The 25,474-nt window shown below is 47.8% G+C and carries 21 protein-coding genes; 16 read left to right on the forward strand and 5 right to left on the reverse strand.

The features are described 5' to 3' along the window. The first annotated feature begins 103 nt into the window (after positions 1-103). From pdxR to FHS17_RS17095, 3 genes are all read left to right on the forward strand, one after another. A complete protein-coding gene (gene pdxR, locus FHS17_RS17085; protein WP_167279650.1) occupies positions 104-1,525 on the forward strand; it encodes a MocR-like pyridoxine biosynthesis transcription factor PdxR in 1,422 nt (473 codons plus the stop codon). 40 nt (positions 1,526-1,565) lie between these two features. After that, positions 1,566-1,922, forward strand: a complete 357-nt coding sequence (locus FHS17_RS17090) for a nucleotide excision repair endonuclease (RefSeq protein WP_208420456.1) — start codon at positions 1,566-1,568, stop codon at positions 1,920-1,922. Positions 1,923-2,082: 160 nt separating this feature from the next. Then, complete coding sequence (locus FHS17_RS17095; RefSeq protein ID WP_167279652.1) at positions 2,083-3,687, forward strand: glycoside hydrolase family 9 protein; 1,605 nt, start codon at positions 2,083-2,085, stop codon at positions 3,685-3,687. A gap of 250 nt (positions 3,688-3,937) precedes the next feature. On the opposite strand, the gene FHS17_RS17100 is transcribed toward FHS17_RS17095, so the two are convergent. The 4 genes from FHS17_RS17100 to FHS17_RS17115 form a co-directional block, all read right to left on the reverse strand. Beyond that, positions 3,938-4,819: a GNAT family N-acetyltransferase gene (locus tag FHS17_RS17100; RefSeq protein ID WP_167279653.1), complete on the reverse strand. Its 882-nt coding sequence runs from the start codon at positions 4,817-4,819 to the stop codon at positions 3,938-3,940. A 12-nt stretch (positions 4,820-4,831) separates the two neighbouring features. After that, positions 4,832-6,526: a M3 family oligoendopeptidase gene (locus FHS17_RS17105; protein ID WP_167279654.1), complete on the reverse strand. Its 1,695-nt coding sequence runs from the start codon at positions 6,524-6,526 to the stop codon at positions 4,832-4,834. Positions 6,527-6,698: 172 nt separating this feature from the next. Next, positions 6,699-7,880: a M20 family metallopeptidase gene (locus tag FHS17_RS17110; protein WP_167279655.1), complete on the reverse strand. Its 1,182-nt coding sequence runs from the start codon at positions 7,878-7,880 to the stop codon at positions 6,699-6,701. 91 nt (positions 7,881-7,971) lie between these two features. Then, the gene (locus tag FHS17_RS17115) at positions 7,972-8,799 is read right to left on the reverse strand and encodes an AraC family transcriptional regulator (RefSeq protein WP_167279656.1); all 828 of its coding nucleotides are present in this window, start codon (positions 8,797-8,799) and stop codon (positions 7,972-7,974) included. 126 nt (positions 8,800-8,925) lie between these two features. Here FHS17_RS17115 and FHS17_RS17120 point away from each other — a divergent pair, with 126 nt between their 5' ends. From FHS17_RS17120 to FHS17_RS17170, 11 genes are all read left to right on the forward strand, one after another. After that, positions 8,926-10,998: a beta-galactosidase gene (locus FHS17_RS17120; RefSeq protein WP_167279657.1), complete on the forward strand. Its 2,073-nt coding sequence runs from the start codon at positions 8,926-8,928 to the stop codon at positions 10,996-10,998. Positions 10,999-11,362: 364 nt separating this feature from the next. After that, positions 11,363-13,558: a hypothetical protein gene (locus tag FHS17_RS17125; RefSeq protein ID WP_167279658.1), complete on the forward strand. Its 2,196-nt coding sequence runs from the start codon at positions 11,363-11,365 to the stop codon at positions 13,556-13,558. Positions 13,559-13,714: 156 nt separating this feature from the next. Then, positions 13,715-14,863 carry a methyl-accepting chemotaxis protein gene (locus FHS17_RS17130; RefSeq protein WP_167279659.1) on the forward strand — a complete coding sequence of 383 codons (1,149 nt, stop codon included), beginning with the start codon at positions 13,715-13,717 and terminating at the stop codon, positions 14,861-14,863. A 168-nt stretch (positions 14,864-15,031) separates the two neighbouring features. Continuing rightward, positions 15,032-15,805 carry a phosphate ABC transporter ATP-binding protein PstB gene (gene pstB, locus FHS17_RS17135; RefSeq protein WP_167279660.1) on the forward strand — a complete coding sequence of 258 codons (774 nt, stop codon included), beginning with the start codon at positions 15,032-15,034 and terminating at the stop codon, positions 15,803-15,805. A gap of 22 nt (positions 15,806-15,827) precedes the next feature. Beyond that, positions 15,828-16,499 (forward strand): phosphate signaling complex protein PhoU, encoded by a 672-nt coding sequence (phoU, locus tag FHS17_RS17140; protein ID WP_167280050.1) that lies wholly within the window; start codon positions 15,828-15,830, stop codon positions 16,497-16,499. Between the two features lie 185 nt (positions 16,500-16,684). Next, positions 16,685-18,577 carry an S-layer homology domain-containing protein gene (locus FHS17_RS17145; protein WP_167279661.1) on the forward strand — a complete coding sequence of 631 codons (1,893 nt, stop codon included), beginning with the start codon at positions 16,685-16,687 and terminating at the stop codon, positions 18,575-18,577. Positions 18,578-18,705: 128 nt separating this feature from the next. Beyond that, positions 18,706-21,387, forward strand: a complete 2,682-nt coding sequence (gene polA / locus FHS17_RS17150; RefSeq protein WP_167279662.1) for a DNA polymerase I — start codon at positions 18,706-18,708, stop codon at positions 21,385-21,387. Positions 21,388-21,477: 90 nt separating this feature from the next. Further along, entirely contained in the window at positions 21,478-22,341 is an 864-nt protein-coding gene (gene mutM, locus FHS17_RS17155; protein WP_167279663.1) for a DNA-formamidopyrimidine glycosylase, read from the forward strand. A gap of 99 nt (positions 22,342-22,440) precedes the next feature. Further along, a complete protein-coding gene (gene ytaF, locus FHS17_RS17160; RefSeq protein ID WP_167279664.1) occupies positions 22,441-23,142 on the forward strand; it encodes a sporulation membrane protein YtaF in 702 nt (233 codons plus the stop codon). A gap of 24 nt (positions 23,143-23,166) precedes the next feature. After that, complete coding sequence (coaE, locus tag FHS17_RS17165) at positions 23,167-23,763, forward strand: dephospho-CoA kinase (protein ID WP_167280051.1); 597 nt, start codon at positions 23,167-23,169, stop codon at positions 23,761-23,763. Continuing rightward, the gene (locus tag FHS17_RS17170) at positions 23,760-24,326 is read left to right on the forward strand and encodes a lytic transglycosylase domain-containing protein (RefSeq protein ID WP_167280052.1); all 567 of its coding nucleotides are present in this window, start codon (positions 23,760-23,762) and stop codon (positions 24,324-24,326) included. Before coaE ends, FHS17_RS17170 begins: the two co-directional genes overlap by 4 nt. An 82-nt stretch (positions 24,327-24,408) precedes the next feature. On the opposite strand, the gene FHS17_RS17175 is transcribed toward FHS17_RS17170, so the two are convergent. After that, positions 24,409-24,621: an alpha/beta-type small acid-soluble spore protein gene (locus tag FHS17_RS17175; protein WP_167279665.1), complete on the reverse strand. Its 213-nt coding sequence runs from the start codon at positions 24,619-24,621 to the stop codon at positions 24,409-24,411. A gap of 119 nt (positions 24,622-24,740) precedes the next feature. On the opposite strand from FHS17_RS17175, the gene nrdR reads away from it, so the two are divergent. Further along, complete coding sequence (gene nrdR, locus FHS17_RS17180) at positions 24,741-25,220, forward strand: transcriptional regulator NrdR (RefSeq protein ID WP_167279666.1); 480 nt, start codon at positions 24,741-24,743, stop codon at positions 25,218-25,220. A gap of 40 nt (positions 25,221-25,260) precedes the next feature. Further along, complete coding sequence (locus FHS17_RS17185) at positions 25,261-25,470, forward strand: VOC family protein (protein ID WP_243865407.1); 210 nt, start codon at positions 25,261-25,263, stop codon at positions 25,468-25,470. Positions 25,471-25,474: the final 4 nt, after the last annotated feature.

Genomic DNA, 25,474 nt, shown 5'->3' on the forward strand with positions numbered 1-25,474 from the left:
TTTCTGGAAAAAGTTAATTATGCTATCATTGTAGTGGTCAACTGTCCTTATCAAAAGGTACAGTTTTGTTGAAAATGATGGGTACAGAGGTTGGTGGCAGTCAGTGATCAGTTTAACACCTGATTTAGATAGACAAAGTGATGTTCCGCTATATCAGCAGCTTTTTTCCTATCTGAAGGGACAGATGGAAGCAGGAATATTGAAAGAGAATGAGCGCCTGCCATCAATTCGGCAGTTGTCTGTTTATTTATCCGTCAGCAAGAATACGGTGGAAACCGCCTATCAGCAGCTGCTTGCGGAAGGTTATATCCAAAGTAAGCTGCGAAGCGGGTTATATATCATGGCACTGGAAAAGCTGGAGTTAGAGGGAAGTGGAGCAAAAACCGGGACAACGTTGGGTTCGGAAAAGACGCAGCAGATTCCGAAGTCGAGCCTTCCTGCTATTAACTTTGAATACGGGGATGTGGAACTTGCGCATTTTCCGGTAAGGCAGTGGAAGAAATGTATGGTGGAGGCCCTGGAGGAATGTACAGTAGAGGTGTATGGGTATGGAGACCGGCAGGGACAGGCGGGACTTCGAACCGAAATCGCCCGTTATTTGTACCAAGCACGTGGTGTTGTCTGCTCACCTGATCAGATTTTCCTCAGTGCCGGTACGCAGACGATGATTAGCATGCTATGCCAGCTGTTACCGTTACCAAAGAAGATTGCGATGGAGGAGCCTGGCTATAATGGAGTCAGAACGGTGTTCCGTAATCATGGCCGAGAGATTATTCCAGTTCCCTTAGACAGCGATGGATTATCTGTTGAACTGTTGAAGCAAGGTGGAGCTAACACGGTATACGTTACCCCGTCTCATCAATTCCCTGTTGGCATTATTATGCCGGTCCAGAACCGGGTAAGACTGTTGCAATGGGCTTATGAACACAATGGTTATATTATTGAGGATGATTTCGACAGTGAGCTTCGTTATCAGGGACAGCCGATTCCTGCTCTGAAGGCGATGGATACGGGAGACAAGGTCATTTATTTGGGGACATTTTCGAAGTCCTTCCTACCAGGAGTACGCCTTAGTTATATGGTGCTTCCGGAGCTGCTTGCGAAGGATTATCGCAGTAAGCTTCAAACGTACAGCCAATCTGTCTCACCACTTATACAGGCAGCTATGTATCGTTTTATGAAGGAGGGATATTTCGAAAGTCATATCCGTAAGATGAGAAAGCTGTATCAAGCACGGCATAAAACCTTGCTTCGGGTGATCCAGGAGCTCTTTGGCAGCCGGGTTGGCGTTATTGGACAAAAATCAGGTATGCATCTCCTGCTGGATGTGTACAACCGGTCAAGTGATGAATTAATTGAACAAGCTTATCAGCAGGGAGTTATAGTATATACGCCTAGGCTGAATTGGCTGAATCCGGAGGAATGTCCGCCTTCCTATATCATGCTTGGCTTTGGGGGCCTTAGCGAAGAGAAGATCCGGGACGGAATTATCCGGTTAAGTAAAGCTTGGTTCTCTGAGATGTGATACAATACTACAAACAGACAAGGAAAGAGAAGTGAATTTTTTGATTACCATTACGATTCCGGAACCGGACGTTACGATTTACAAACAAACCAATCCCGAGCTGAGCCATATTTACAACTTTACGGATTTCCATCTCATTACGCGGGAAAAGGGCGGCTTCTTTATATTCTACAACTTCAAGGGCGATGTGCTGTTTGTTGGCAAAGCCAGAAAGCTTAGACCTCGTATCAAAAAGCATTTTGAAGATAGTGTATCTCCAATGAAAAATTACCGGGATGAAGTGACCAAGATTGAGATCTATGTCAATGAAGATCCGGTTGAGCGGGAGATTTATGAGACGTTTCTGATCAATGAGTTTAAAGCGAAGTATAATGTGGACAAGGTGCTTTTCCGTTAAAAAGAAGATGGTATGTCAAAGGCTGCTCAGCGATGAGCGCCTTTTTTTGTGGAAACTGTAGATTGCACAGCATGTCCTTTAGTTTCGATAGTTCCATACACTATCAGATGCGATATAATGTAGCGGCTTGATCTATTTTCGGCAAGGAGAGGAGCTTACCATGATGGGCATTACGATTAACCAGCTTGGTTACCGGAATAAAGATACGAAGACAGCTGTATTTGCAGGAGAAAACGAAGGCTTCAAACTGATTAGTCAGGAGAATGGCGAAGTAGTTTGGGAAGGTGAGACTTTGATCTCACTAGATGATGCTGCGAGCGGGATGACGGTCAGCAAGCTGGATTTTTCTGAGTGGCAGCAGCCGGGTACATATTATGTGAAGATGAATAATGGATCACAGTCAGAACCTTTCCTAATCGGAGAAGAGGTTTATGAAGAGGCTCATCAAGCATTGTTGAAAGCGTTTTATTATTTCCGCTGCGGAATGGATTTAGAAGAGCAGTATGCTGGAGATTGGAAGCATGGAAAATGCCATCTGACGCCTGCGATTGTCTATGGTGATGAAACCAGAAAAGTGGACGCTTGGGGCGGATGGCATGATGCGGGGGATTATGGCAAGTATGTAGGTCCAGGTGCTAAGGCGGTGGCTGATTTGCTACTCGCGTTTGAATGTTATCCGAAAGCCTTCGCCCGGATGGTGCCGCTGCCCGAAACGGACGGTGTCATGCCAGATGTGCTGCATGAATGCCGTTATGAGCTGGATTGGATGCTGCGAATGCAGGATAACAAGTCTGGTGGTGTTTTCCATAAGCTGACAACATTACGGTTCCCATCAGCAGATACGATGCCAGAGGATGATACTGAAGAATTGTACGTTTCTCCGATCTCGGCAACAGCGACGGGTTGTTTTGCTGGTATTATGGCGATGGCCGCACGGGTGTATGACCGCTTTGATGCAGCTTTTGCCTCCAGTTGTCTGATCGCAGCGGAAGCAGCATGGGAGTGGCTGACTCTTCATCCGGAGTACCCAGGCTTTAGAAATCCATCTTCCATTGTGACGGGGGAATATGGAGATAAGCTGGATACGGATGAACGTTATTGGGCTGCAGCAGAGCTGTACCGTACAACTGGGGAAGCTCGTTATCATGAAGCGTTCCAGCAGCTAGCGGAGTTTTCTTTTGACAAGTATGAGCTTGGCTGGGCTGATATGGGCGGTTATGGAACCATCTCGTATCTGATGTCGGAGCGTGAGAGAGAAGCGGGGTTAGCGGAACAGTTACAGGCGGGCTTGCAGGAGGAAGCAGGAAAGCTGGCTGCCGTGTGCAGACAGGACGGCTTTGGTATATCGCTCTTGCCGGAGCAATACATATGGGGCAGCAATATGGTGCTGCTTAATCAAGCGATGCTGCTGCTTATAGCAGATCGATTGGGAGGTACAACGGCATATGAACGTCTTGTGCTGGACCATATTCATTATTTGTTTGGGATGAATGCGGTAGGCATGAGCTATGTGACCGGCTTCGGGAGCAAGCCAATCCGTCATCCACATCACCGTCCATCAGAAGGTGATGGAGTGGATGAACCGGTACCCGGACTTGTCTCAGGCGGACCTAATGTTGGCGTGCAGGATGAATACGCCCGCGAGCATTTGACAGGCAAAGCCCCAGCTGCAGCATTCGCCGATGTGATGGAAAGCTATTCGACGAACGAAGTGACGATTTATTGGAATTCGCCAGCTGTGTTTGTGCTGTCTCATTTTGTATAGGGTCCCGGGAGGGTCTTATACGTGTCAAACTAGCACTGAACCGTAACGATAAGACCCTCAGAGGGTCTTATTTGTTTGTAGGTGGATAAAAATGGTGGGTTGTGAGAGGTTTATACACGAAATAAGACCCTTAGAGGGTCTTATACGTGTCAAACTAGTATCGAACTGTAACGATAAGACCCTTAGAGGGTCTTATTTGTTTGGTGAGTGGATAAAAAGTGCGCCATCAGATGGACGGTCTATTTAAGATTTATCCCAAATTCATTTCACGAACCATCAGCACCTGTTCCATGTTTGTCGCTAAGCCCATCTCGCTGAGCAGCTCAACGAGTACGGTATTTGATGCCCTGATATTAAAGGCTGATCGGCGGCAGTTGTCGCCGGGCTGCCAAACTTCCTGCAGAGCTGCTCGTATGACACCTGCGGAATCCTTACGGTCTGGCGCAATCTCAAGCCGGTACAAGATAATTCCCGTTAAGCTGCCCTCCGGGCTGAATGTTCGCCTGAATATGGCATAGCCTGCAGCATCCTCACCGTCGAAGATAGCTACACTTTCGCCGTCTCTCAAGCTGGGAATACCGGCTTGCCAGACTTCGCCTTCGTTATAGAAGGGAAGTCTAGCAGCTTCTGCTGCCATGCCAAGCGCCACATGGTAAGAGTGCTCATAGCTGTCGTCCATATCTGGAATAGGCTGCTCAGTCGACATAATAAGCAGGCGGTCAATCTGCGAATAACCTACACTTTCATATAGCTGAATGGCATATTCATTATGGGCAATAGCCTCCAGATTCGCCTGCTGTACGCCTTGTTCCTCATACAATTGCAAATTCCTCTGCATCATGACTTTGCCGATTCCTTTGCCACGAAACGCTGGCTTGATCGCCGTTCCGCCATTCCAGGCCAGCTTTCTTCCGTCAAACTCGCGGAAGCCATTCATGACTAGTCCTGCTGCCTCACCATCGACATAGCAGGCAAGGGAATGCTGGAGTGCTAGCCCTTCATTCGCCACACGGCCAATAAAACGATCAAGTGGAAGAGCAGCGAGGACAAAGTAATCTTCAAAGGACTGGTTCCACAGCTCTGACACTTCTCCGATAGGAAGCTCGCTGAGAGGCCGAAACGTGATATTCATACGTCTTCCTCCTTACAGCGCTTGGTCATCTACGCTTTCCAGCCAGCTGTCGATGCTGCCAATAACAGAAGTTACGCAGCCATCCTCGAACGGCGAGATGAGGCCGGCCACCTTAACCAGTTCCGTGAAAGAAAGGCTGCCGCCTTGACGGCACAGGTGCAGGTAATCTGCCCAAGCGGCGGAACGGTCTTCCTGCATTCTTTTCCAGAATTGAAACGCACAGATTTGCGCTAAAGTGTAGTCGATATAGTAGAACGGACTGCCGAAAATATGACCCTGGCGCTGCCAATAAGCACCTTGTTCCAGGTACGTATTCTCTTCATAGTTCCGGTGAGGAAGGTATTTCTTCTCGATCTCCCGCCATGCAGCCTTGCGTTCAGCTGGAGTAGCATCCGGATTCTCGTAGACGAAATGCTGGTACTCATCTACCGTTACGCCGTAAGGGAGGAAAAGCAGAGCGCTCGCCAGATGCTGGAACCGGTATTTATCTACATCCTCTTTGAAGAACAAGTCCATCCACGGCCAAGTGAAAAACTCCATACTCATCGAATGGATCTCACAAGCCTCGTAAGTAGGGAAGGCATACTCAGGCACCGCGAAGCTTCTGCTCTCATACACCTGGAACGCATGACCGGCTTCATGCGTCAAGACGTCAATATCTCCGGAAGTGCCGTTAAAGTTGGAGAAAATAAACGGTGCGCCGAATTCGCTGATATAGGTGCAATAGCCGCCGCCTTGCTTGCCCTTTTTGGCAACCAGGTCCATCAGGCCGTTATCCTGCATAAATGCGAAGAACTGATCTGTCTCGGAGGACAGCTCGGCATACATTTTCGCCCCGTTCTGAACGATCCAGTCTGGGTCGCCTTTCGGCTTCGCGTTGCCGGTAAGGAAGGCGAGATTCTCATCGTAGTAATACAGTTTATCGACGCCAATCCGTTCGCGCTGACGTTCTTTCAGCTTTGTTGCAACGGGAACGATATGCTCAAGCACCTGATTACGGAAGTTCGCAACCATCTCCGCTGTATAGTCGGTACGGTTCATTCGGGCATAACCAAGCTCAACAAAGTTCGTGAAGCCAAGTTTTTTTGCAATTCTGGTACGAACCTTTACAAGTTCATCATAGATCCTGTCGAATTGCTCTTCGTTCTCAGCCATAAAACCGGAAGATGCAACGGATGCGCGCTTGCGGACTGAACGGTCGGTTGATTGCTGGAAAGGCGATAATTGAGAAAGCGTCCGTTCTTCGCCGTCGAACATAATTTTGGCAGAAGCTATCAGCTTCGAATATTCGGTGGACAGTTTGTTCTCCTGCTGGAGATCCTCGATAATCTCAGGGCTGAATGTTTTCAACGAGAGCTCAGCCAGCTGGAAAAGCTGACGCCCCCATTTACTCTCTAGCTCGGCACGGAACGCCGAACCAACAAGCGCCCGGTAGTAATCCGTTATGTATTCCTGTACAACAGGTCCATTCTCATCGAAGAAATCCTGCTCGGCTTTATAAAATTCATCATTCGTGTCGATCGAGTGACGGATGTAGGCAATTTGCTGCATCGTATCGAACTCGCTCCGAAGCTTGTTCATGCCCGACATAGCAGCATCCTGCTCTTCATAATTTGCTGCTGAGCTGAATACAGCTAGAAGCTCCTTGAATTGTTTCTCGAAAGCTGCTACATCTGGACGTTCATAACGATACTCATTAAATTTCACTTGGTACACCTGCCCTCTCTGGAAATAAATTAGGAATGGGATCTTATGCCATCGCCTTGTCAGTCTATTCGTTAGCTGTTGCTGCTAATCCTGCTTCTATAGCAAGGAAAGAGGCTCCCTTCACCAATGTTAAGTGGAAGAGCAGCCTCTTGTGAACGTATGTTCAAATCCATTATTTCTGTTGGAGATTTTCGAACTCTTCCCGAATTCGGGCGAGCAGAGCCGGGTTAGCAAATACATCATAGGCAGTAGCCGCGAGTGTCTTGGCAGCGAATATCATCCGATTAAGTGCACGCTCTGTCATTGCAGCATCACGGAACTCCACGGTATGAAGGAGGAAGCGCTCCTCGACGATCTTGACATAAGGATGAATGGCCGGGCAGCGAACGGATACATTGCCAAGATCCAGCGAACCATGATCCTTGCCCGTCTCGATTTCTTCTGGCTGCACGCCTAATTCAAACAGATTAGCGGTAAAACTTTCCGATAACGCTTCGTTTGTAACCAGCTCGTCATAGGAGAATTCATAATTGTTCATCTCAAGCCTGCAGCCGGTCTGGAGAGCAGCACCTTCTGCGCAGCGACGTACTTTCTCTGCAAGTTCATTGGTATACGAGCGGGATGCGGATCGAACGTAAAATTGGGCGGAAGCGTGGTCCGGAATAACGTTTGGCGCTCTGCCTCCATCATTAATAATGCCGTGAATCCGTGCATCGCTGCGGGTCTGCTGGCGCAGTGCATTAACGCTATTGAACAATTGAAGAATTGCATCCAGCGCATTAACACCTTCATAAGGGCTCGCTGCGGCATGAGCAGGCTTGCCGAAGTATTCGAATTGAATAGCGTCCAAAGCAAGCGATTCGCCGGATTTCTCGAACGTATAGTAGGGATGAGCCATAAGGGCAAAGTCGCAGTCATCGAATAAGCCGGCTTCGGACATCGGTACTTTGGCGCCTTTTGTCTCTTCAGCAGGAGTACCGTATACGCGGATCGTTCCGCCGAATTGCTCCAGTACTGCCTTTAATCCAACCGCTGCCGCAATGCCCATCGTACAGATCAGATGATGGCCACAGGCATGGCCAATCTCCGGCAAAGCATCATATTCACATAGAAAAGCGACCGTAGGTCCCGGCTTCCCGGACGAATAAGTTCCGATAAACGCAGTAGGGATGCCAAGTGTACCCCGCTCGACAGAGAAGCCTTGTCTCTCAAGCTCGGCACACAGTATATCGGCTGACTTGAATTCCTGATGGCCAAGCTCGGGATTTGCCCCGATTGTACGGGAGATTTGTTTGAATGTATCTGCATGGGAATCGATCATATCAAATACGAGTTGTTTGTTGCTGCCTGTCATGGACAAGCCTCCTTCTATCAAGCATTATCCCCAACATTATACCCCAAATAAGGCGCCATTGCCCGCATGCAGGAGGTGATGGAGGGTCTGTTCAGTGAATCCCGTGCATCTTCTTGAACTGCTCAGGACTCATGTTTTCCAGCTTCTTGAAGACGGAGCTAAAGTAACTTGCACTCTCAAAGCCAACCATGGATGCAATCTCATGCATCTTGTATTCTCTGCCTAGAAACATCAGCTCTTTGCTGCGGTTAATCCGTTCCCGGTTCACATACTCCATTGGCCGCATCCCCATTGATTGCTTGAACAACCGGCACAAATACTGCGGAGTGACATCTATGCGTGTAGATAACTCTTGGATGGACATCATGCTGTCAATATGCTCTTCAATATACCGGATGACGGGGTTCAGCTTCGTATAATATTGCTGAGCGGACTGCGTACTGACTTGAATTACCTTCATCAGATCGAGCAGGAATAAATAGACAAGCTTCGAGCACTCGATACCGAGAAAAGGAAGCCCGGATTGCGCCATAGCCAAAATGCCCCGCAGATGGGCTACTATCATCTCACTGTCGGTAACGGAATAGAGGCCTGGCTCCTTAATGCCGGCTAAAGCAAGCATCTCCTTGGACATATTGCCGCCAAAGCTGATGAAATAGATGTCCCAAGGCTCGCGGATTGTAGAATAGCGATGAGGGACGCCAGGGAATAAGCAGAAGCCTTGGCCTGCTTTTACCGTATATCGTTCCTCTCCAATCCATAATTCGCCTTCGCCGCCTGTTACTTGCAGCCATTGATAGTGCGGGAAGCCTTGCGGCCGGTCAATCGTTTCCTGATTGTCCCAATGGCCGATAATATCTGTATATAGAGGGAGTTTCCGGTCGGCATCTGCCAAAGTCGGAAATACCAATTTATCCATAATGAGACCACTTCCAGTTTCATATTTTATAAGTAAGGTGAATATAATGTGATTTTATTGGATCTTAATGCGTATTACAATATTAATATAGTAATAGACAAATTCTTCGTTTGGAGGCAAATATCCATGACTTTGAAGTTCCCGCCAATCAGCCCAAAATTCCCGCAAATGCTCCATGGAGCGGATTATAACCCTGACCAATGGCTTGATTACCCTCATGTACTTGAGGAAGATATCCGATTAATGAAGCTGTCGAGCAGCAATGTGATGTCCGTAGGCATCTTTGCATGGGCAGCATTAGAGCCTGAAGAGGGCGTATATACATTTGAATGGATGGACCAGTTGCTTGATCGTTTTGCAGCGAATGGCATCTATGCTCTGCTGGCAACACCAAGTGGTGCAAGACCAGCTTGGATGTCGCAGAAATATCCGGAGGTTCTTCGTGTTGAGGAGAACGGTATTCGTAACCTGCATGGCGCACGCCATAACCATTGCTTCACGTCCCCTGTATACCGCGCGAAGGTGCAGGAGATGAACCGGAAGCTGGCCGAGCGTTATTCGGATCATCCGGCTGTTATCGGCTGGCACATCTCCAATGAATTTGGCGGAGAATGTCACTGCGACTATTGTACAGAAGCATTCCAACAATGGCTGGAGAAACGTTATGGCACCATCGAAGCGTTGAATAATGCTTGGTGGACGTCCTTCTGGGCACACAAATATACAAACTTCGGTCAAATCGATACGCCAACTTACCGCGGGGAGAAAGCTGTTCATGGCATGAACCTCGACTGGAAACGGTTCGTAACCGATCAAACCGTAGACTTCTGCCGTCATGAAATGGAGCCGCTGCGTGAGATTAATCCGGAGCTGCCGATTACAACCAATTTCATGTTGGACTTTGAACCGCTGAACTACTGGAAATTCGCTGATCTTCTCGATATGATCTCGTGGGATGCTTATCCGACTTGGCATGATGCAAAGGATCAAAGCGAGCTTGCCGCATGGATCGGCTTCAACCATGACGTATTCCGTTCGCTCAAGGGCGGTAAGCCGTTTATGTTGATGGAAAGCACGCCAAGCATGACGAACTGGCAGCCTGTCAGCAAGCTTAAGAAGCCAGGTATGCACCTCCTTGCCTCGATGCAGGCTGTTGCTCATGGCTCGGATACGGTTCAATATTTCCAATGGCGCAAAAGCCGCGGCTCCAGCGAGAAACTGCATGGTGCTGTAGTCGACCATGTTGGTCATGAGAATACGCGTGTATTCAAGGATGTTACGGATGTTGGCCAAGCACTTGAACAATTGCAAGAAGTAGTAGGAACATCGGTGAGGCCGCAAGTGGCCATCATCAATGATTGGGAGAATCGCTGGGCGGTGAAAGATTCACAGGGTCCTCGTAACGGAGGCATTCATTATGAAGAAACGATGAAACGCCACTATCGTCCGTTCTGGGAGATGGGCGTGCCTACAGATATTATCGATTCCGAGTGCTCTTTTGACTCCTACAAACTACTTATAGCTCCTATGCTGTACATGGTACGTCCAGGCGTTGGCGAGCGGATTGAGAAATTCGTGCAGGAAGGCGGCACCTTTGTTGCTACTTACTGGTCAGGTATCGTAGATGAAAGCGATCTTTGCTTCCTGGAAGGCTTCCCTGGACCACTCCGCAAGACGCTTGGTATCTGGTCGGAGGAGATCGATTCGCTTCATGACGGTGAAAAGAACAGTGTTGTGATGTCCGAAGGCAATAAGTTGGGTCTGCAAGGTGAGTACGAAGCTTATGAGCTATGTGATCTGATCCACCTGGAAGGTGCTGAAGCGCTCGCTGTATATGGCGATGACTTCTATGCCGGTCGTCCTGCTTTGACCGTTAATCAGTTTGGGGAAGGCAAAGCGTATTATGTAGCTTCCCGCAACACAGAGCCGTTCCAAACCGATTTCTTTAAGAAGCTGGTTGAACAAGAAGGACTGAAGCGGGTAGTTGAAACAGAGCTTCCGCAAGGTGTTACTGCTCAATTGCGTTCTGACGGTGAGAGCGACTATGTATTCGTAATGAACTTCAGCGAAGCGAAGCAACAAGTGAAGCTTGATGAGAAAGAGTACGAAGACGTACTTGCTGGTGGCAAAGTGGCGAATGAGCTTGAGCTGCCGCTGCATGCTGTGCGTATTCTGAAAAGAAAAGCAAGCTTCCATTAATAAGCAATCTGTTTTATAAAAAAAACTGCAAGCAAAGCGCATGAAGCGTTCTGCTTGCAGTTTTTTATTTGCTGTATCTACATACTAGATGTCTTAATATTAAATATATTAAATAAGTCTAATAAAGTCGGAATATCTTGAATTCAAACGAAATTCCCCGATAAAATGAGTCATCTTGCCTTGTTCTGTTGTCAATCAACTCAATTTTGTCGTTAAAATGTATTATTGATTATATTGAATATTTATATTAAGATGTTGGGCAAGAACTTGTACATGTCATCAAGTATACGAACGATAATTTGAAGGGCGTAGTTGCCCTTCAAATGCTTAACTAACGGTACGACAGTAAAGGAGGAAGAGAAGCATGGGAGTGAATAAGCAACAGGAGCGGGCCGAGTGGACGGGATTTCAGGAATCGCGTCCCTATGGGCCAAAGTATGATCTTCGAACTGATTTTGTAATGGTGTATGGGCTTTCGGATCAGTTAGAGCAACGTATCGAAGGGTGGAGGAAAGCTGGCTACACGATTCATCTCATGACCGGTGTCTCATGGGGAGAATATCAGGATTATTTGTACGAGAAATTTGACGGCAGAAATCATTGGGATGAAGCTCAAAAGGACCGGTTCGGCAACTATATTCAGCATGGCAAGGACGTACCGTATATGGTTCCGACAGTCGCTTTCTCCGAATACTTGGCGTCCTATATCAAGAAAGCGATCGACTGTGGTGTGGAAGCGATCCATCTGGAGGAGCCTGAATTTTGGGCGCAGTCGGGTTATTCGGAGGCGTTCAAACGAGAGTGGCTGACGTATTACGGGGAGCCGTGGATAGCTCCTCACCTCTCGCCGGATGCACAATACCGGGCTTCGAAGCTTAAAGCATACTTATATTATCGGGCGCTTGATCGGCTCTGTGCGCAGATGAAAGAATATGCACTTGTTACCTATGACAGGGTAGTTCGATTCTACGTTCCTACCCACAGCTTAATTAACTACACGCAATGGCGTATCATCAGCCCAGAGGCGCTGCTCGTATCGATGCCTTCCTGCGACGGGTTTATCGCGCAGATCTGGACAGGGACGGCGAGAACGCCAAATGTATACCAAGGTGTCCGGCGTGAGCGTACCTTCGAGACGGCATTCCTGGAATATGGTGTTATGCAGGAGCTGACTCGTGGTACAGGCAGAGACATGTGGTTCCTGCATGATCCGATCGAGGATAATCCCCGTTATAGCTGGAGTGATTACCGCCATAATTACCGGGCAACGGTTGTGGCAGCCCTGCTTCATCCGGGTGTATCGAAGTTTGAAGTATGCCCTTGGCCATGGCGGGTATTCACACTTGGCTATCCAACTGAAGACGGTAAAGGAAAAGAAGTCATTCCGGCGAGCTACAAGACCGTTCTTCTTACGGTCATGAATGTACTTCGGGATCTCCATCATCATGTGGAAGAAGAGGATGACATCTATACGAGAGGAATTGGACTACTCTTGTCCAATTCCGCCATGTTCCAACGAGGCGATGTTATACCTGAAGAGACGGAGCTGTCGACTGCCGGCAAAAAAGCGGATGGGGTAACAACGTCAGATATGCTGTCCCCTGAGCAGCAGGAGCTGCTTGACTGGTCTGCGTTCTATGGACTAGCGCTGCCGCTCGTGAAGCATGGTATTCCGCTGCGTCCGGTTCAACTGGATAACGCACTAACTTTCCCGGGATACCTGGACGATTATAAAGTGCTGCTTCTCAGCTATGAGTTCATGAAGCCTGAACATGCGGGGCTGCATCAGGCGATTGCGGGATGGGTCAGAGATGGCGGCGTGCTTATCTACGTTGGCGACGGATCTGATGACTTCCATGGTGTTCGGGAGTGGTGGAACCGGGAAGGCAGCAGGCGTATCTATGAGCGTCCGGATCAGCATTTGTTCGAGACGCTGGGGTTATCGGCGGATCAGGAGAGCGGTGAATATGCAGCGGGTGATGGATTCGTCATCGTGCGCCGTGTTCATCCAACCGTTCTATCACGATCAAGTGATGGTGCCGATATGGTCCGTGATAGTGTGCAGCTGGCACTGGAGCTTAGAGGTGAAGCAGAAGCGTATCATGAAAGCGGGATGCTCCGTATTAAGCGGGGTCCTTATGTCATTGCGCAAGCACTTGATGAGACAGAACATGTGGGGAATCGGATTGAAGGGTCTTTTATCGACCTATTCGAGCATGATCTCCCGATTCGGGCTACCGTTGAATTGAAACCAGGCAGCAATTGTTTGTTATACGATTTAAACTCGGTAGAGACTGCGACCGGCAGCAGTGTTGCGAAGGTTCTTGTCAGCTCATCGCGGATCGAGGATGAGACGGTGAGTGCCAAGGAGATCACATTCCGTTCGGAAAGCCCGTCAGATATGACGGTCAGCACACGGCTTCGCGCAGCTTCGGCTCCATCTCTCGTAACGGCAGATGGACTCAAGGCGGAACATGCGTACGACGAAGCTTCGGGTACACTGCTTATCCGATACTCCGGCAAACCGGAAGGTGTTCTGGTGAAAGCAGCCTGGAACTAAAATTAAAAACTGCAAGCAAAGTGCGAATATTGCGCTCTGCTTGCAGTTTTTTTATCTAATATGGAATTTTAACGCAGCGAAAACAATAATATGAACTGAAATTGATTCTTCAGTCCTAGAATTAGGTCTATAGCCTATTGAGAAAGGTGAGAGACCATGACGATTGCTGTATTAGAACGTCGAGCAAAAGAGAGACAAATCGAGAATCAAGTCGAAACGATTGAACCATCAACCCGTCTGCTTGAATTTATCCGTTCAGCGCCTGCTATTACTTCTACTCAGTCATGCAAAGAAACGATAGCCTTATTTAAACAATATCCGGACAGCGAATGCATTGTTGTGTGTGAAGAAGGAGAAAAGAAGGACAAGCCGGTAGGTCTCATGATGCGCAATCAATTTTTTATGCGGCTTAGCCAGCGGTTTGGTGTTGATCTGTATTATGAGAAGCCGATCTCGGAGCTGATGGATCCCTCTCCTCTCATCGTAGATCGCAGTCATTCACCACAACAATTAATAGACAGTGCACTTAAGCGTGAGGACAACGTTCTATATAACTGTGTCATCGTGACGAAAGATGAACAAATGATCGGAATTTTAACGGTCTCTGACCTGCTTCGTATGTCCCGTCAGCTTCAGCAGGAAGCGATTGATGGACAGGTCAAGACGATACATAGTGTGGGGAACCGGGTGAAGGAAATTGATCAAGCTGTAAGCTCGGTAAGACAATCCGCTGTGCAGGGTAAGGAAATATCTGCGGATATGGTGGATTTGACGTTAAGCGGAAAAAATCAGCTGGACAAAGTAACCGCTGCGTTCGGTAAGCTCGCCGCTAACTCTATGCAGCAGGAGCAGCGGATGAACGACTTGCAAGCTGAAGCAGGATCTATCAGTCACGTCTCTAAGCTGATCAAAGAATTAGCTGAACAAAGTAATCTGCTTGCGATCAATGCTTCAATTGAAGCTGCGCGTGCTGGTGAGCATGGCAGAGGTTTTGCTGTTGTAGCCGGCGAGGTGATGAAGCTGGCGAGCGAGACGAAACGCTCCGCGGAGTCAATCACAACATTGACGAAAACAATTCTGGCGGCAATTGAGCAGACGGCTGCACTTGCGCGGGAAGGCCGGGAAGAAGCGTTCGTTAGTGAGTCTGATGTCAAGGAAGCGGGTAGTGTCTTTAGCCATTTGTTCCAGGCATCGGCGAACAGTAAGGACAGTTCGGAGCAGATTGGCCGACTGTCGGAGCAGGCTTACCAGCAGACAGTCCATGTTAATAAGGAGATCGATAAACTGCTTGGGTCTTATTTTTAACATGGAATTTACAAAACAACAATACGCTATTTACAAACGGCTAGTAGGATAGAAAGGTCAGGGATTAGCCCGGCACCTTTCATAAACAAAAATATTTCATTTTCTCTGGGATGAACTAATGATTAGGCTTCCCATTTTTTCTATTTAAATAAGCGGAGGAGAACGATCATGCAAACGACCTTGCAGACGCAGACCCTAATTAACATTAATAAGTTGAATTTGTATTATGGAGCCTTTCATGCTTTGAAAGACGTATCACTCACTATTCCTGAGAAAGCAATCACGGCTTTTATCGGACCTTCCGGCTGCGGGAAATCGACACTGCTTCGTACGCTTAACCGGATGAATGACATGATCCCGGGAACAAGAATCGAAGGAAGTATCTCTATCGGTGGTACAGAAATTTATTCCAATGATGTCGATGTGGAGACGCTTCGCAAGAAAGTTGGTATGGTATTCCAACAGCCGAATCCTTTCCCGAAATCGATCTATGATAACGTTGCTTATGGTCCACGTCTTCATGGTATTAGCAGTAAAAAGCAGCTGGATGAGATTGTAGAGACAAGCCTAAAGGCTGCAGTATTGTGGGATGAAGTAAAAGATTATTTGAAGCGTTCGGCGCTTAGTCTCTCTGGCGGACAGCAGCAACGGCTTTGTATTGCGCGTGCGATTGCCGTGAATCCGGATGTTCTGCTCATGGACGAAGCAACCTCGGCGCTTGATCCGATCTCCACTTTGAAGATCGAAGAGCTTGCGCAAGAGCTGAAGGACCGTTATACGATCGTGATGGTTACGCACAACATGCATCAAGCGGCTCGTGTGTCGAATCAGACGGTCTTTTTCTTGAATGGCGAGGTTGTTGAGTTCTCGGATACAGAGAAGTTGTTCTCCAATCCGACAGATCAACGGACAGAGGACTATATTAGCGGACGCTTCGGCTAAGACAAGGGGGACAATGATGATGATGACTACAAGAAAAGAGTTTGACCATGGACTTGAACAGCTTCATAATTTGCTCGTTGAGATGGGGACATTCGTCGAAGAAGCACTTGTTGATTCGATGAAAGCTTTGAGTGGTACGGATGTAGAGAAAGCAAGAGCAATTATTAATAATGACCAGCATTTGAATCATCTGGAGGATCAAATCACTGATCTTGGTTCTAAGCTGATTGCTACCCAACAGCCGGTTGCCAAAGATCTTCGCAGGATTTTAGCTGCATTCAAGATTGCATCGGACCTCGAAAGAATGGGTGACCTGTGTGTTAATATCGCAAAGTTCGTCGTACGTCTGGAGGGGCAGGCATTAATTAAACCCTTGATTGATTTGCCGCGTATGGCGGAGATCGTACAAACGATGACTTATGAGTCGATCCAGGCTTTCGTCCAAGAAAATGTTGATTTGGCTTATAAACTGGCTGTCGAGGATGATCAGGTGGATGCCTTGTGTGCCCAGATCTCACGCGAGCTTCTGTCGCTTATGATGGAGAATCCGCGCAACATTACGCAGGCGACTGTCCTGAACTTAGTTGCCCGTAACATCGAGCGAATTGGTGACCATGCCACTAATATTGGCGAGAGTGTTGTATACCTCGTTACGAATAAACGCCCGGATTTGAATACTCAGCACAATATCTAAGATGTGTGATGACAAGAAGCCTGTTACCCGAGCTGCTCGGATAACAGGCTTCTTTGTGGTATTACAACGTGTAGGACCGAATGAATGTGATTTCCATATTAATGCTTGCCAACTCAGAATATGGATGGTTAAATGTTAAGGCTACATCATTTTATAGCATTCATTAGAGTATGGGGAGTTGAATTATGATTATTTCTAATTTGGGAAAAATGAAGAAATGGACAAGCATACTGCTGATTATTTTGCTTTCCGCAGGATTATTGTCTAGTTTGGGAATTTCTAAAGTGCAGGCAGCTAACGAAGAACATGGATTAACGAATCTAACGATTAAAGATCAGAACAACCATGAATATACGCTTACACCGGAATTTGATTCATGGCAATGGACTTATGATTTATCAGTAGAGACGTCTGTGACACAATTGACAATTGAAGCAACTCCTCTAATCGAAGGGGCTGAAATCACTTACGATGGAGTGACTTCACAGACGGGAGGAACGGCCATACTTGCAACTCCGGATAGCAAGACTTATGTCGTTCATGTGCACGTTGATCAAGGTGATAAAAGCGCGTCATACCAAATTATTATTAATCGCACAGGTCCCAAGGATTCGTCGATCAAAGAGCTTTCTGTCTTCGACAACACGAACGAAGTGTACAAGTCTCCTGTTGTTATGCCTGGGGTCAAGGAATACTCTGTAGAAGTTGAGAGCAATACCAAACAATTACTTATGTTTGTTTATCCAACGGATGACAAAGCTAAGGTAGCGATTACTGGTGGAGTTCAGGATCCGGAAGAACCGATCAAGCAAATGTATGATATTCCGGACAAGACGACAATCTTTACAATAAACGTCACTTCGCCTGACGGAACAGTAACGGAAACTTATAAGTTAACCGTAATGAAAAAGGATGCAGCTGTTGTAATCCCGCCAAGCGGTGGAGATGGCGGGAATACGGTCGTAGCATCTAGTCCTCTTGAGGAAGCGCTGAATAATGCGACATCCTCCACAGTTACCGTGAAAGTAACTGGTTCAAGCATTAGCATCAGTGCGGCAGAGCTGGCAAAGTTCCTGGCTCAGAACAAAGTGGACACGATTGTCTTTGATTCACAAGCGGGCTCGTATATTTTGAAACCGGGTCAGTATGACTGGAGCAAGCTTGCTACATTGTTTGGACTCTCGCTAACGGATTTACAGTTGAAGCTTGAAGTGGCTGCTGATCAAGCAGCATCGGATTCTGCGGAAAAAGCAGGCTTCGACGTATTGGGTTCGGCTAGCTTTAAGCTGAAAGCCGTGAAGAAAGACGGGCAGGAGATCGTCCTGAACGATCTTGGCCACTACATTAAACGTACGGTTAAGCTTGGCAGTCAGCCAAACATAGGGCATGTAGCTGTTGTTCGTGTCGATAAGGATGGGAAAGGCAATACCGTCTATACACCTGTACCGTTTACGGTTAGTGGCTCAGAGGTTTCTATCATGAGCCGTACGGACGGAACCTTCCTGATCGTACAGACAGATAAATCATTTACTGATACGGCAGCCCATTGGGCGAAAAAAGAGATTGATGCATTGTCTAATCTGTTGATCGTTGATGGAGTAGGTAATGGCAGCTTTGATCCGAATCGTTCCATTACACGAGCTGAGTTTACAGCCCTGGTTGTTCGTCTGTTCGGCCTTGCGACTCCGGCAACAACTAGCGGAAGCACGTTCGATGATGTTCAATCTGGTGACTGGTTCGCATCTGTTGTTGCATCAGCTACAGGAGCCGGATTAATTAACGGCTATGCAGATGGTGAGTTCAGACCAGATCAAACGATTACTCGTGAGGAAATGGCTGTTATCTTATCGCGTGGTCTAGCGTTCGCAGGCTATGCCAATGATGCGAATAAAGCTGGTGACTTCGCCGACCAAGGCGATATTCCAGCATGGGCAGCAGAAGCAATTAGCCAGCTTGCAGGCTTTGGAGTTGTAAATGGCAAACCGGGTAATGAATTTGATCCGGAAGGTGATGCAACTCGTGCAGAAAGTGTAGTTATGCTGTACAGATTGCTTTCAATTCTGACGTTCACGAAGTAACATCATGTAATTGGAGATCACCGCTGGGACAATGTCCCGGCGGTTTTCTATTTACCCCGCCTGCAGCAAGGAGTTTGCTTCATAAATATGGTATGATAGAGGGTAGAAATGTTTAGTGAGGTGTCTGAATGGACAAGTGGATATTAATTGACGGCAATAGTATCGCGAACCGTGCATTTTACGCGATGCCGCCGCTTACGAACTCAGCAGGTTTACATACGAATGCGGTATTTGGATTTACAACGATGCTGCTTAGATTACTTGAAGAAGAGAAACCAACCCATGTGCTTGTTGCCTTCGATGCTGGTAAAGTCGTGTTCCGCCATGAAGGCTATACGGAATACAAAGGCGGCCGTGCGAAAACGCCGTCGGAGCTGTCTGAGCAGTTCCCGGTTATGAAGGATTTGCTTCGAGCATTTGGGATCTCACAATTCGAGCTGTCCGGTTATGAAGCCGATGATATTATTGGGACGTTGACGCGTATGGCAGATGAGCAAAATGTGCAGACGCTAGTTGTTACCGGTGATAAAGATATGCTGCAGCTTGCTTCGGATAACGTTACGATTGCGATTACCCGTAAAGGGATTAGTGAAGTGGAGCTGTTCTCCCCAGCAGGAATTGATGAGAAATATGGCCTGAAGCCGATGCAAATTATCGATCTGAAGGGTCTAATGGGTGATGCATCTGATAACATTCCTGGTATTCCGGGTGTTGGCGAGAAGACAGCGCTCAAAATGCTGCATGAACACGGTTCCGTTGAAGAGGTTTTAGCAAACACAGACAGTCTGAAAGGCAAGATGAAAGAAAAGGTCGAGACGCATAAAGAAGATGCGATTATGAGCAAAAAGCTTGCGACCATCTTCCGTGAAGTACCGCTTGAGCATGGTGCCGACGATATTCGTTATGACGGTTATGAGCCTGCCGTGCTGGCAGAAGCATTCCGCAAACTGGAGTTTAAGTCGCTGATCGAGAGGTTGGATCTCGGCGGTGAAGGAGCACACAGCGGTGAAGCAGCAGCTCCTGCTGTTGAACTGAATGTGATTGTCATCGAATCGGATAATGATCAGGAAGCGTTACAGAAGCTGCTTGAAGCCTTGAACGTGGAAGGTGCTGAGCATGGCCTGTATGTAGAAGCAATTGGGGAAAATCCTCATCATGCTGATGTATTGGGTCTTGCTGCAGCAGTATCAGAAGATACGGTCTATGTCGTGCCAACAGCTGCGCTTAAGCAGCCTTTCACCGAAGAACTGCGTGCTTATCTGGCGGATGCGGACAAGCCGAAGTTTGGCTTTGATACGCATAAGATCGAGCTGGCGCTTGGCTGGAATGGGATCGAATGGAAAGGTGCAGCGTTTGACGTGCAGCTTGCCGCTTATTTGCTTGATCCAACGGATACGAATCTATCGCTTAACGCACTTTGTGATCGTTATACTCAGTCTTCTGTGCCGCTTGATGAAGCGGTGTACGGCAAAGGCGCCAAGTTCAAAGTGCCTGATAATGAGGCGTTATATCGCCACCTGGCTGCCAAGGCAGACGCGGTTCGCAAGCTGACCGTGCTGATGCGTGCGGATCTTGAGAAGAGTGGCATGAACAAGCTGTATTATGAGCTTGAACAGCCTTTATCTGTCGTGCTCGCCGGCATGGAGAGACAAGGGATTGAGGTAGAAAAGGCAGAGTTGGAACGTCTAGGCAGTGAACTTGAAAGTAAGCTGACATTAGCTGTGAGTGAAATTCACCGTTTGGCTGGTATGGAGTTCAATATTGGATCTCCTAAGCAACTTGGCGAAGTTTTGTTTGAAAAGCTGGGACTTCCCGTTCAGAAGAAGACGAAGACCGGCTACTCTACAGATGCGGAAGTACTGGAAAAACTGGCGCCTTATCATGAGATCGTGCCGCTTATCTTACATTTCCGTACGCTGTCGAAGCTGCAATCGACCTATATTGAAGGTCTCCTGAAAGAGGTTCGTCAAGAGACTGGCAAAATCCATACGTATTACCGTCAGACGATCGCGGCAACAGGCCGTCTTAGCAGCCAATTCCCGAATCTGCAGAACATTCCAATCCGTCTTGAAGAAGGACGTCAGATTCGTAAAGCGTTCGTGCCTTCCGAGCCGGGCTGGTACATCCTCGCAGCGGACTATTCTCAGATTGAGCTGCGTGTGCTTGCCCATATTTCTGGTGATGAACGGTTGAAGGAAGCTTTTATCAACGACATGGATATCCATACGAAGACGGCGATGGACGTATTTGGCGTTACGGCTGATCAAGTTGATTCGAATATGCGCCGGTCGGCGAAAGCTGTTAACTTCGGTATCGTATACGGAATCAGTGATTTTGGCTTATCGCAGAACCTGAACATTACGCGGAAGGAAGCGTCGAAATTCATTGAGCAATATTTCGAAGTGTTCCAGGGCGTGCGCAAATATATGGACGATATCGTTATGCAAGCTCGCCGTGATGGTTATGTGACCACTCTGCTAGAGCGCCGCCGTTATTTGCCAGAGATTAAAGCTTCGAACTTCAACCTTCGCTCCTTCGCAGAGCGGACCGCAATGAATACGCCGATCCAGGGCACAGCGGCAGACATTATCAAGCTAGCAATGGTGCGGATGGATGAGACACTTCGCGAACGTGGGCTGAAGAGCCGCATGCTTCTGCAAGTACATGACGAACTTGTCTTCGAAGTTCCTGAAGATGAGCTTGAGCTCATGAAGGAGCTTGTACCTAGCGTAATGGCCGGAGCACTTGAGCTTGATGTTCCGCTGAAGGCGGACGTGAACTACGGTGTGAACTGGTATGAGGCGAAGTAAGGCTGGACTAAGGCTGCCGTGGGATTGACAAAAGTATCCCAAGCCGAAGCTTGTACGAATCAGGTATAATGGTTGTTGAGGTGAATAGAGATGCCTGAATTGCCAGAGGTAGAAACCGTAAGAAGAACGTTAATTGAACTTGTTGCCGGTAAAAAGATTACATCGGTGACAGTTAAGCTTCCCCGCATCATACAACGACCGGCTGAGCCAGAGGCGTTTGCTGCTGCTCTTGAAGGTCGCACGATTCAGACCGTTGAGCGGCGAGGAAAGTTTTTGCGAATTATATTAGATGATCTCGTGCTTGTCTCCCATCTGCGGATGGAAGGACGTTACGGTGTGTTCCCTAGCGATGAGCCGGTAGAGCTTCATACACATGTCCTGTTTCATTTTGAAGATGGAACGGACTTAAGATATAAGGATGTACGTCAGTTTGGCACGATGCATTTGTTTGAGCCAGGCACGGAATTTGAACTGAAGCCGCTCAATAAGCTTGGGCTGGAGCCGCTTGATAATGAAGCTTTTACAGTGGATGCATTAAGAGGCTTACTTGGTAAAAAAACCGGACTGATCAAGCCGCTTCTGCTGAATCAGGAATATGTGGTAGGGCTTGGCAATATTTATGTGGATGAGGCATTGTTCCTCGCAGGTATCCATCCAGAGCGTACGGCTGATTCCTTGAAGAAGGCAGAATGGGATCTTCTTCATGAAGCGATCATTTCGACGCTGGCGAAGGCAGTTGCTGCAGGCGGCTCTTCGGTGAAATCATACGTGAACGGGCAAGGGGAAATGGGCATGTTCCAGCACCAATTGCTTGTGTATGGCAGGAAGAACGAGCCTTGCACCAAGTGCGGCCGCTTGCTTGATAAATCGGTCGTAGGCGGCAGAGGAACGCATACTTGCGCGAGCTGTCAGCCATTGCCGAAGGTCCGCAAAAAGGTCGTTCGGAAGGATTAATGCACCGCAGCGGATTCCCCGCATATGCTGTTGTTGTTACGAACAATAGGCGGATGTCTAGATGATTGAGACATCTGATATGCGGGGGAGGGCTGCGGGTTGTTCGCGCATTTTGCTTCTTTGCTGGTGCTTGCTTTTGCTGTCAGTGTGGACGGCTTCGGAGTAGGCGTGACATACGGATTGCGGCGAATACGAATTCCGCTCTTATCGATTGTCATCATTGCGATTTGCTCTGGCATGGTTATTTTTCTGTCGATGCTCGTTGGTTCATGGATTACGGGATATTTATCCCCTTTTGTCGCTAAGTTAATTGGATCTGTGGTTCTTGTTGCCATCGGGACCTGGGCACTCTTACAGCTTAGACGGAGCGGCAAGGAAGCCGGAGCTGGTGACGGTGAGGCGGATGCCGAGCAGGAATCAGGAACTGAGCCATCGACCTTGGTTGATCGTTCGCATCCGGTGCTTGTTGTCATTGTTGAATTGAAGCGCCTAGGATTGGTTATACAAATATTGCGGACTCCACAGGCTGCCGATGTTGATAAGTCGGGGACGATTTCTGCGACTGAAGCGCTTATGCTTGGTGTTGCCTTGTCGTTTGATGCTTTTGGTGCAGGTATCGGGGCTGCGATGGTTGGATTGTCACCTTTATTAACTCCTATTATGATTACCGTGGCGAGCGCCTTGTTTCTTCTAGGCGGTATACGGTTTGGCTTCCGGTTCTCGAACTGGAAAGGCATGCAGGCGGTTTCGGTGCTTCCGGGTATTTTATTGATTGTGATTGGGATATTAAAGCTGTTATAGGATGATTAGAACGGGGTGAAGCTAATGAAGATCGGTTTAACCGGCGGAATCGCTACCGGCAAGAGCACCGTTGCTGCCATGTTGGTAGAACGGGGTGCATTGCTGGTCGATGCCGATCAGGTTGCGAGAGAGGTTGTTATGCCCGGCGAACCGGCTTTAGAGGCGGTCGCCTCTACATTCGGACAAGCTGTTATACATACAGACGGAACGCTCAATAGGAAAGCTCTTGGAGAGATCGTGTTCAACAATCGCGATCAGCTCATGCAGCTTGAGAGTATTCTGCACCCTGCGATACGAAATCGCATGCAGCAGCGGATCAGGCAATATGAAGAACAGGACCCGAAGCAGCTTGTTGTAGCGGACATCCCTTTATTGTATGAGACAGGCCAGGAAGAGTTATATGAAGGTATTATGGTTGTCTATGTTCCGCAGCAGCTTCAGCTTACACGGCTGATGGAGCGGAACGGTTTGGTACAGGAAGAAGCACTACGCCGTATTGGACTTCAAATGAATATTGAGCAGAAGAGAAGCCGTGCGGACTGGGTGATTGATAATAGTAGTTCACTTGAAGAAACTAAACGTCAGGTGGACGAGTTTTGGAAAAGTCAGGATTTGCCATGAGATGGTTAATTCGAAAAAGAGTGCTGCTTCTTCTGCTCATCGGCCTCATTGGTGTGTTATTCCTGAATTCTAATTGGCTTGCCCGTATGATGTATCCGATCGAGTTCAAGGAAGACATACGTGCCAGCGCATCTAATTATGGTGTTGATCCGCATCTTATTGCAGCGATTATTCGAACAGAAACCAATTATTCGACCGGACAAGTATCGAAAAAAGGGGCACTAGGCCTCATGCAGATTATGCCTGATACAGCGGACTGGATTTTCCAGAAGGCGGATTTCAAGAATGTAACAGAAGATATGCTGCAGAATCGACCGGATGTCAGTATCGAAGTTGGAGCATGGTATTTGCAGTCCTTGCATAAGCAATTTGATCAGAATACGGTAGCTGTCATTGCAGCCTATAATGCGGGTCCTGGTAATGTGAGAAAATGGCTTGATTCCGGAAAATGGGACGGGAAACTGGATACAGCGGATCAAATTCCATATGGAGAAACTCGCCACTATGTACAACGTGTTATTTATTATTATAATAAGTACAAAGATCTTTATCCGATTCTCTGACGTAGACAAGAAGAAGCCTTGGCCGTCCGCCGCTTCAGGACGGAACAGCCAAAGCATCTGTTATACATGACTGATGAAATGATTATTGACGACCTGCAAGAGATTGTTCGGCAATTTGCACCAAACGGCGAGTAATGTTACCCCCGATGTAGCCTGCGTCTTTTGTAAGCAGGTTGCCGTAATAACCGTCTTGCGACAACGTAATACCCAGCTCTTGAGCGACCTCATATTTCATTTGGTCTAGTGCTGCAGTAGCTTGCGGTACCAGTAGTGTGCTGCTGTTGTTCGAGCTCATTGATGTTCACCTCCTTGCGGTTGGTAAATGTATTATGTGCGGAATTCGCAACTTCATTCAGGTAACGATTGGTAAATTTTTTATAATCACAAAAATAGGATTCGGAAGGAGTGAAATTGATGAAATGCCCTTATTGCGATTACGCGGGTACAAAAGTACTCGATTCAAGGCCAGCCAATGAGAATAAATCCATTCGCAGACGTCGTGAATGTGAGAAATGCAGCAGAAGGTTCACGACCTTCGAGATGATTGAAGAAACCCCGCTTATCGTCATTAAGAAAGGCGGCAGCCGGGAAGAATTCAGCCGTGATAAAATTCTTCGCGGCCTCATTCGTGCCTGCGAGAAGCGTCCGGTATCTGTTGAACGTCTTGAGGTTATCGTCTCGGAAGTGGAGAAGGAGCTTCGCACGACTGCTCTTGCAGAAGTCGAGAGCCGTGATATTGGCGAGATTGTGATGAGCCAGCTATATCCGGTTGATGAAGTCGCTTATGTGCGGTTCGCATCCGTATACAGACAGTTCAAGGATATCGATATGTTCATGAAAGAGCTGAACAGTCTGTTGTCTAAGCACCCTATTAACAATCCAAGCGGCTTGTAGCTGCATGAAATAGCCCTTCCCTTAAGCGGGAGGGCTATTTTTGCATCAATATGAATGGTCAGCTGATTTCTGTCTGATTACGAAGACACCGATGGAAGAGGTTCTCCGGCATCTGGCAGCTTGTGATGTGCAGGTGGAGGAAGGGCCAGTTGCTCGGACTGGAGCTGTCGGCAAGATTGTATCTGTGTATGTACGTGATCCAGATCAGAACCTCGTCGAGATATCGAATTGTACGGCGAAAATTACTTAATTTT

The sequence above is a fragment of the Paenibacillus lupini genome (genome assembly GCF_011761355.1).
Lineage (GTDB): Bacteria > Bacillota > Bacilli > Paenibacillales > Paenibacillaceae > Pristimantibacillus > Pristimantibacillus lupini.

Excerpts from the sequence above, each read along its gene's own strand:
- coaE (WP_167280051.1), top strand. The coding sequence starts at position 23,167 with ATGAAGATCGGTTTAACCGGCGGAATCGCTACCGGCAAGAGCACCGTT.
- FHS17_RS17145 (WP_167279661.1), top strand. The coding sequence starts at position 16,685 with ATGATTATTTCTAATTTGGGAAAAATGAAGAAATGGACAAGCATACTG.
- pstB (WP_167279660.1), top strand. The coding sequence starts at position 15,032 with ATGCAAACGACCTTGCAGACGCAGACCCTAATTAACATTAATAAGTTG.
- FHS17_RS17125 (WP_167279658.1), top strand. The coding sequence starts at position 11,363 with ATGGGAGTGAATAAGCAACAGGAGCGGGCCGAGTGGACGGGATTTCAG.
- FHS17_RS17175 (WP_167279665.1), bottom strand. The coding sequence starts at position 24,621 with ATGAGCTCGAACAACAGCAGCACACTACTGGTACCGCAAGCTACTGCA.
- phoU (WP_167280050.1), top strand. The coding sequence starts at position 15,828 with ATGACTACAAGAAAAGAGTTTGACCATGGACTTGAACAGCTTCATAAT.
- mutM (WP_167279663.1), top strand. The coding sequence starts at position 21,478 with ATGCCTGAATTGCCAGAGGTAGAAACCGTAAGAAGAACGTTAATTGAA.
- FHS17_RS17095 (WP_167279652.1), top strand. The coding sequence starts at position 2,083 with ATGATGGGCATTACGATTAACCAGCTTGGTTACCGGAATAAAGATACG.
- polA (WP_167279662.1), top strand. The coding sequence starts at position 18,706 with ATGGACAAGTGGATATTAATTGACGGCAATAGTATCGCGAACCGTGCA.
- FHS17_RS17115 (WP_167279656.1), bottom strand. The coding sequence starts at position 8,799 with ATGGATAAATTGGTATTTCCGACTTTGGCAGATGCCGACCGGAAACTC.
- FHS17_RS17110 (WP_167279655.1), bottom strand. The coding sequence starts at position 7,880 with ATGACAGGCAGCAACAAACAACTCGTATTTGATATGATCGATTCCCAT.
- nrdR (WP_167279666.1), top strand. The coding sequence starts at position 24,741 with ATGAAATGCCCTTATTGCGATTACGCGGGTACAAAAGTACTCGATTCA.
- FHS17_RS17120 (WP_167279657.1), top strand. The coding sequence starts at position 8,926 with ATGACTTTGAAGTTCCCGCCAATCAGCCCAAAATTCCCGCAAATGCTC.
- FHS17_RS17170 (WP_167280052.1), top strand. The coding sequence starts at position 23,760 with ATGAGATGGTTAATTCGAAAAAGAGTGCTGCTTCTTCTGCTCATCGGC.
- FHS17_RS17130 (WP_167279659.1), top strand. The coding sequence starts at position 13,715 with ATGACGATTGCTGTATTAGAACGTCGAGCAAAAGAGAGACAAATCGAG.
- FHS17_RS17100 (WP_167279653.1), bottom strand. The coding sequence starts at position 4,819 with ATGAATATCACGTTTCGGCCTCTCAGCGAGCTTCCTATCGGAGAAGTG.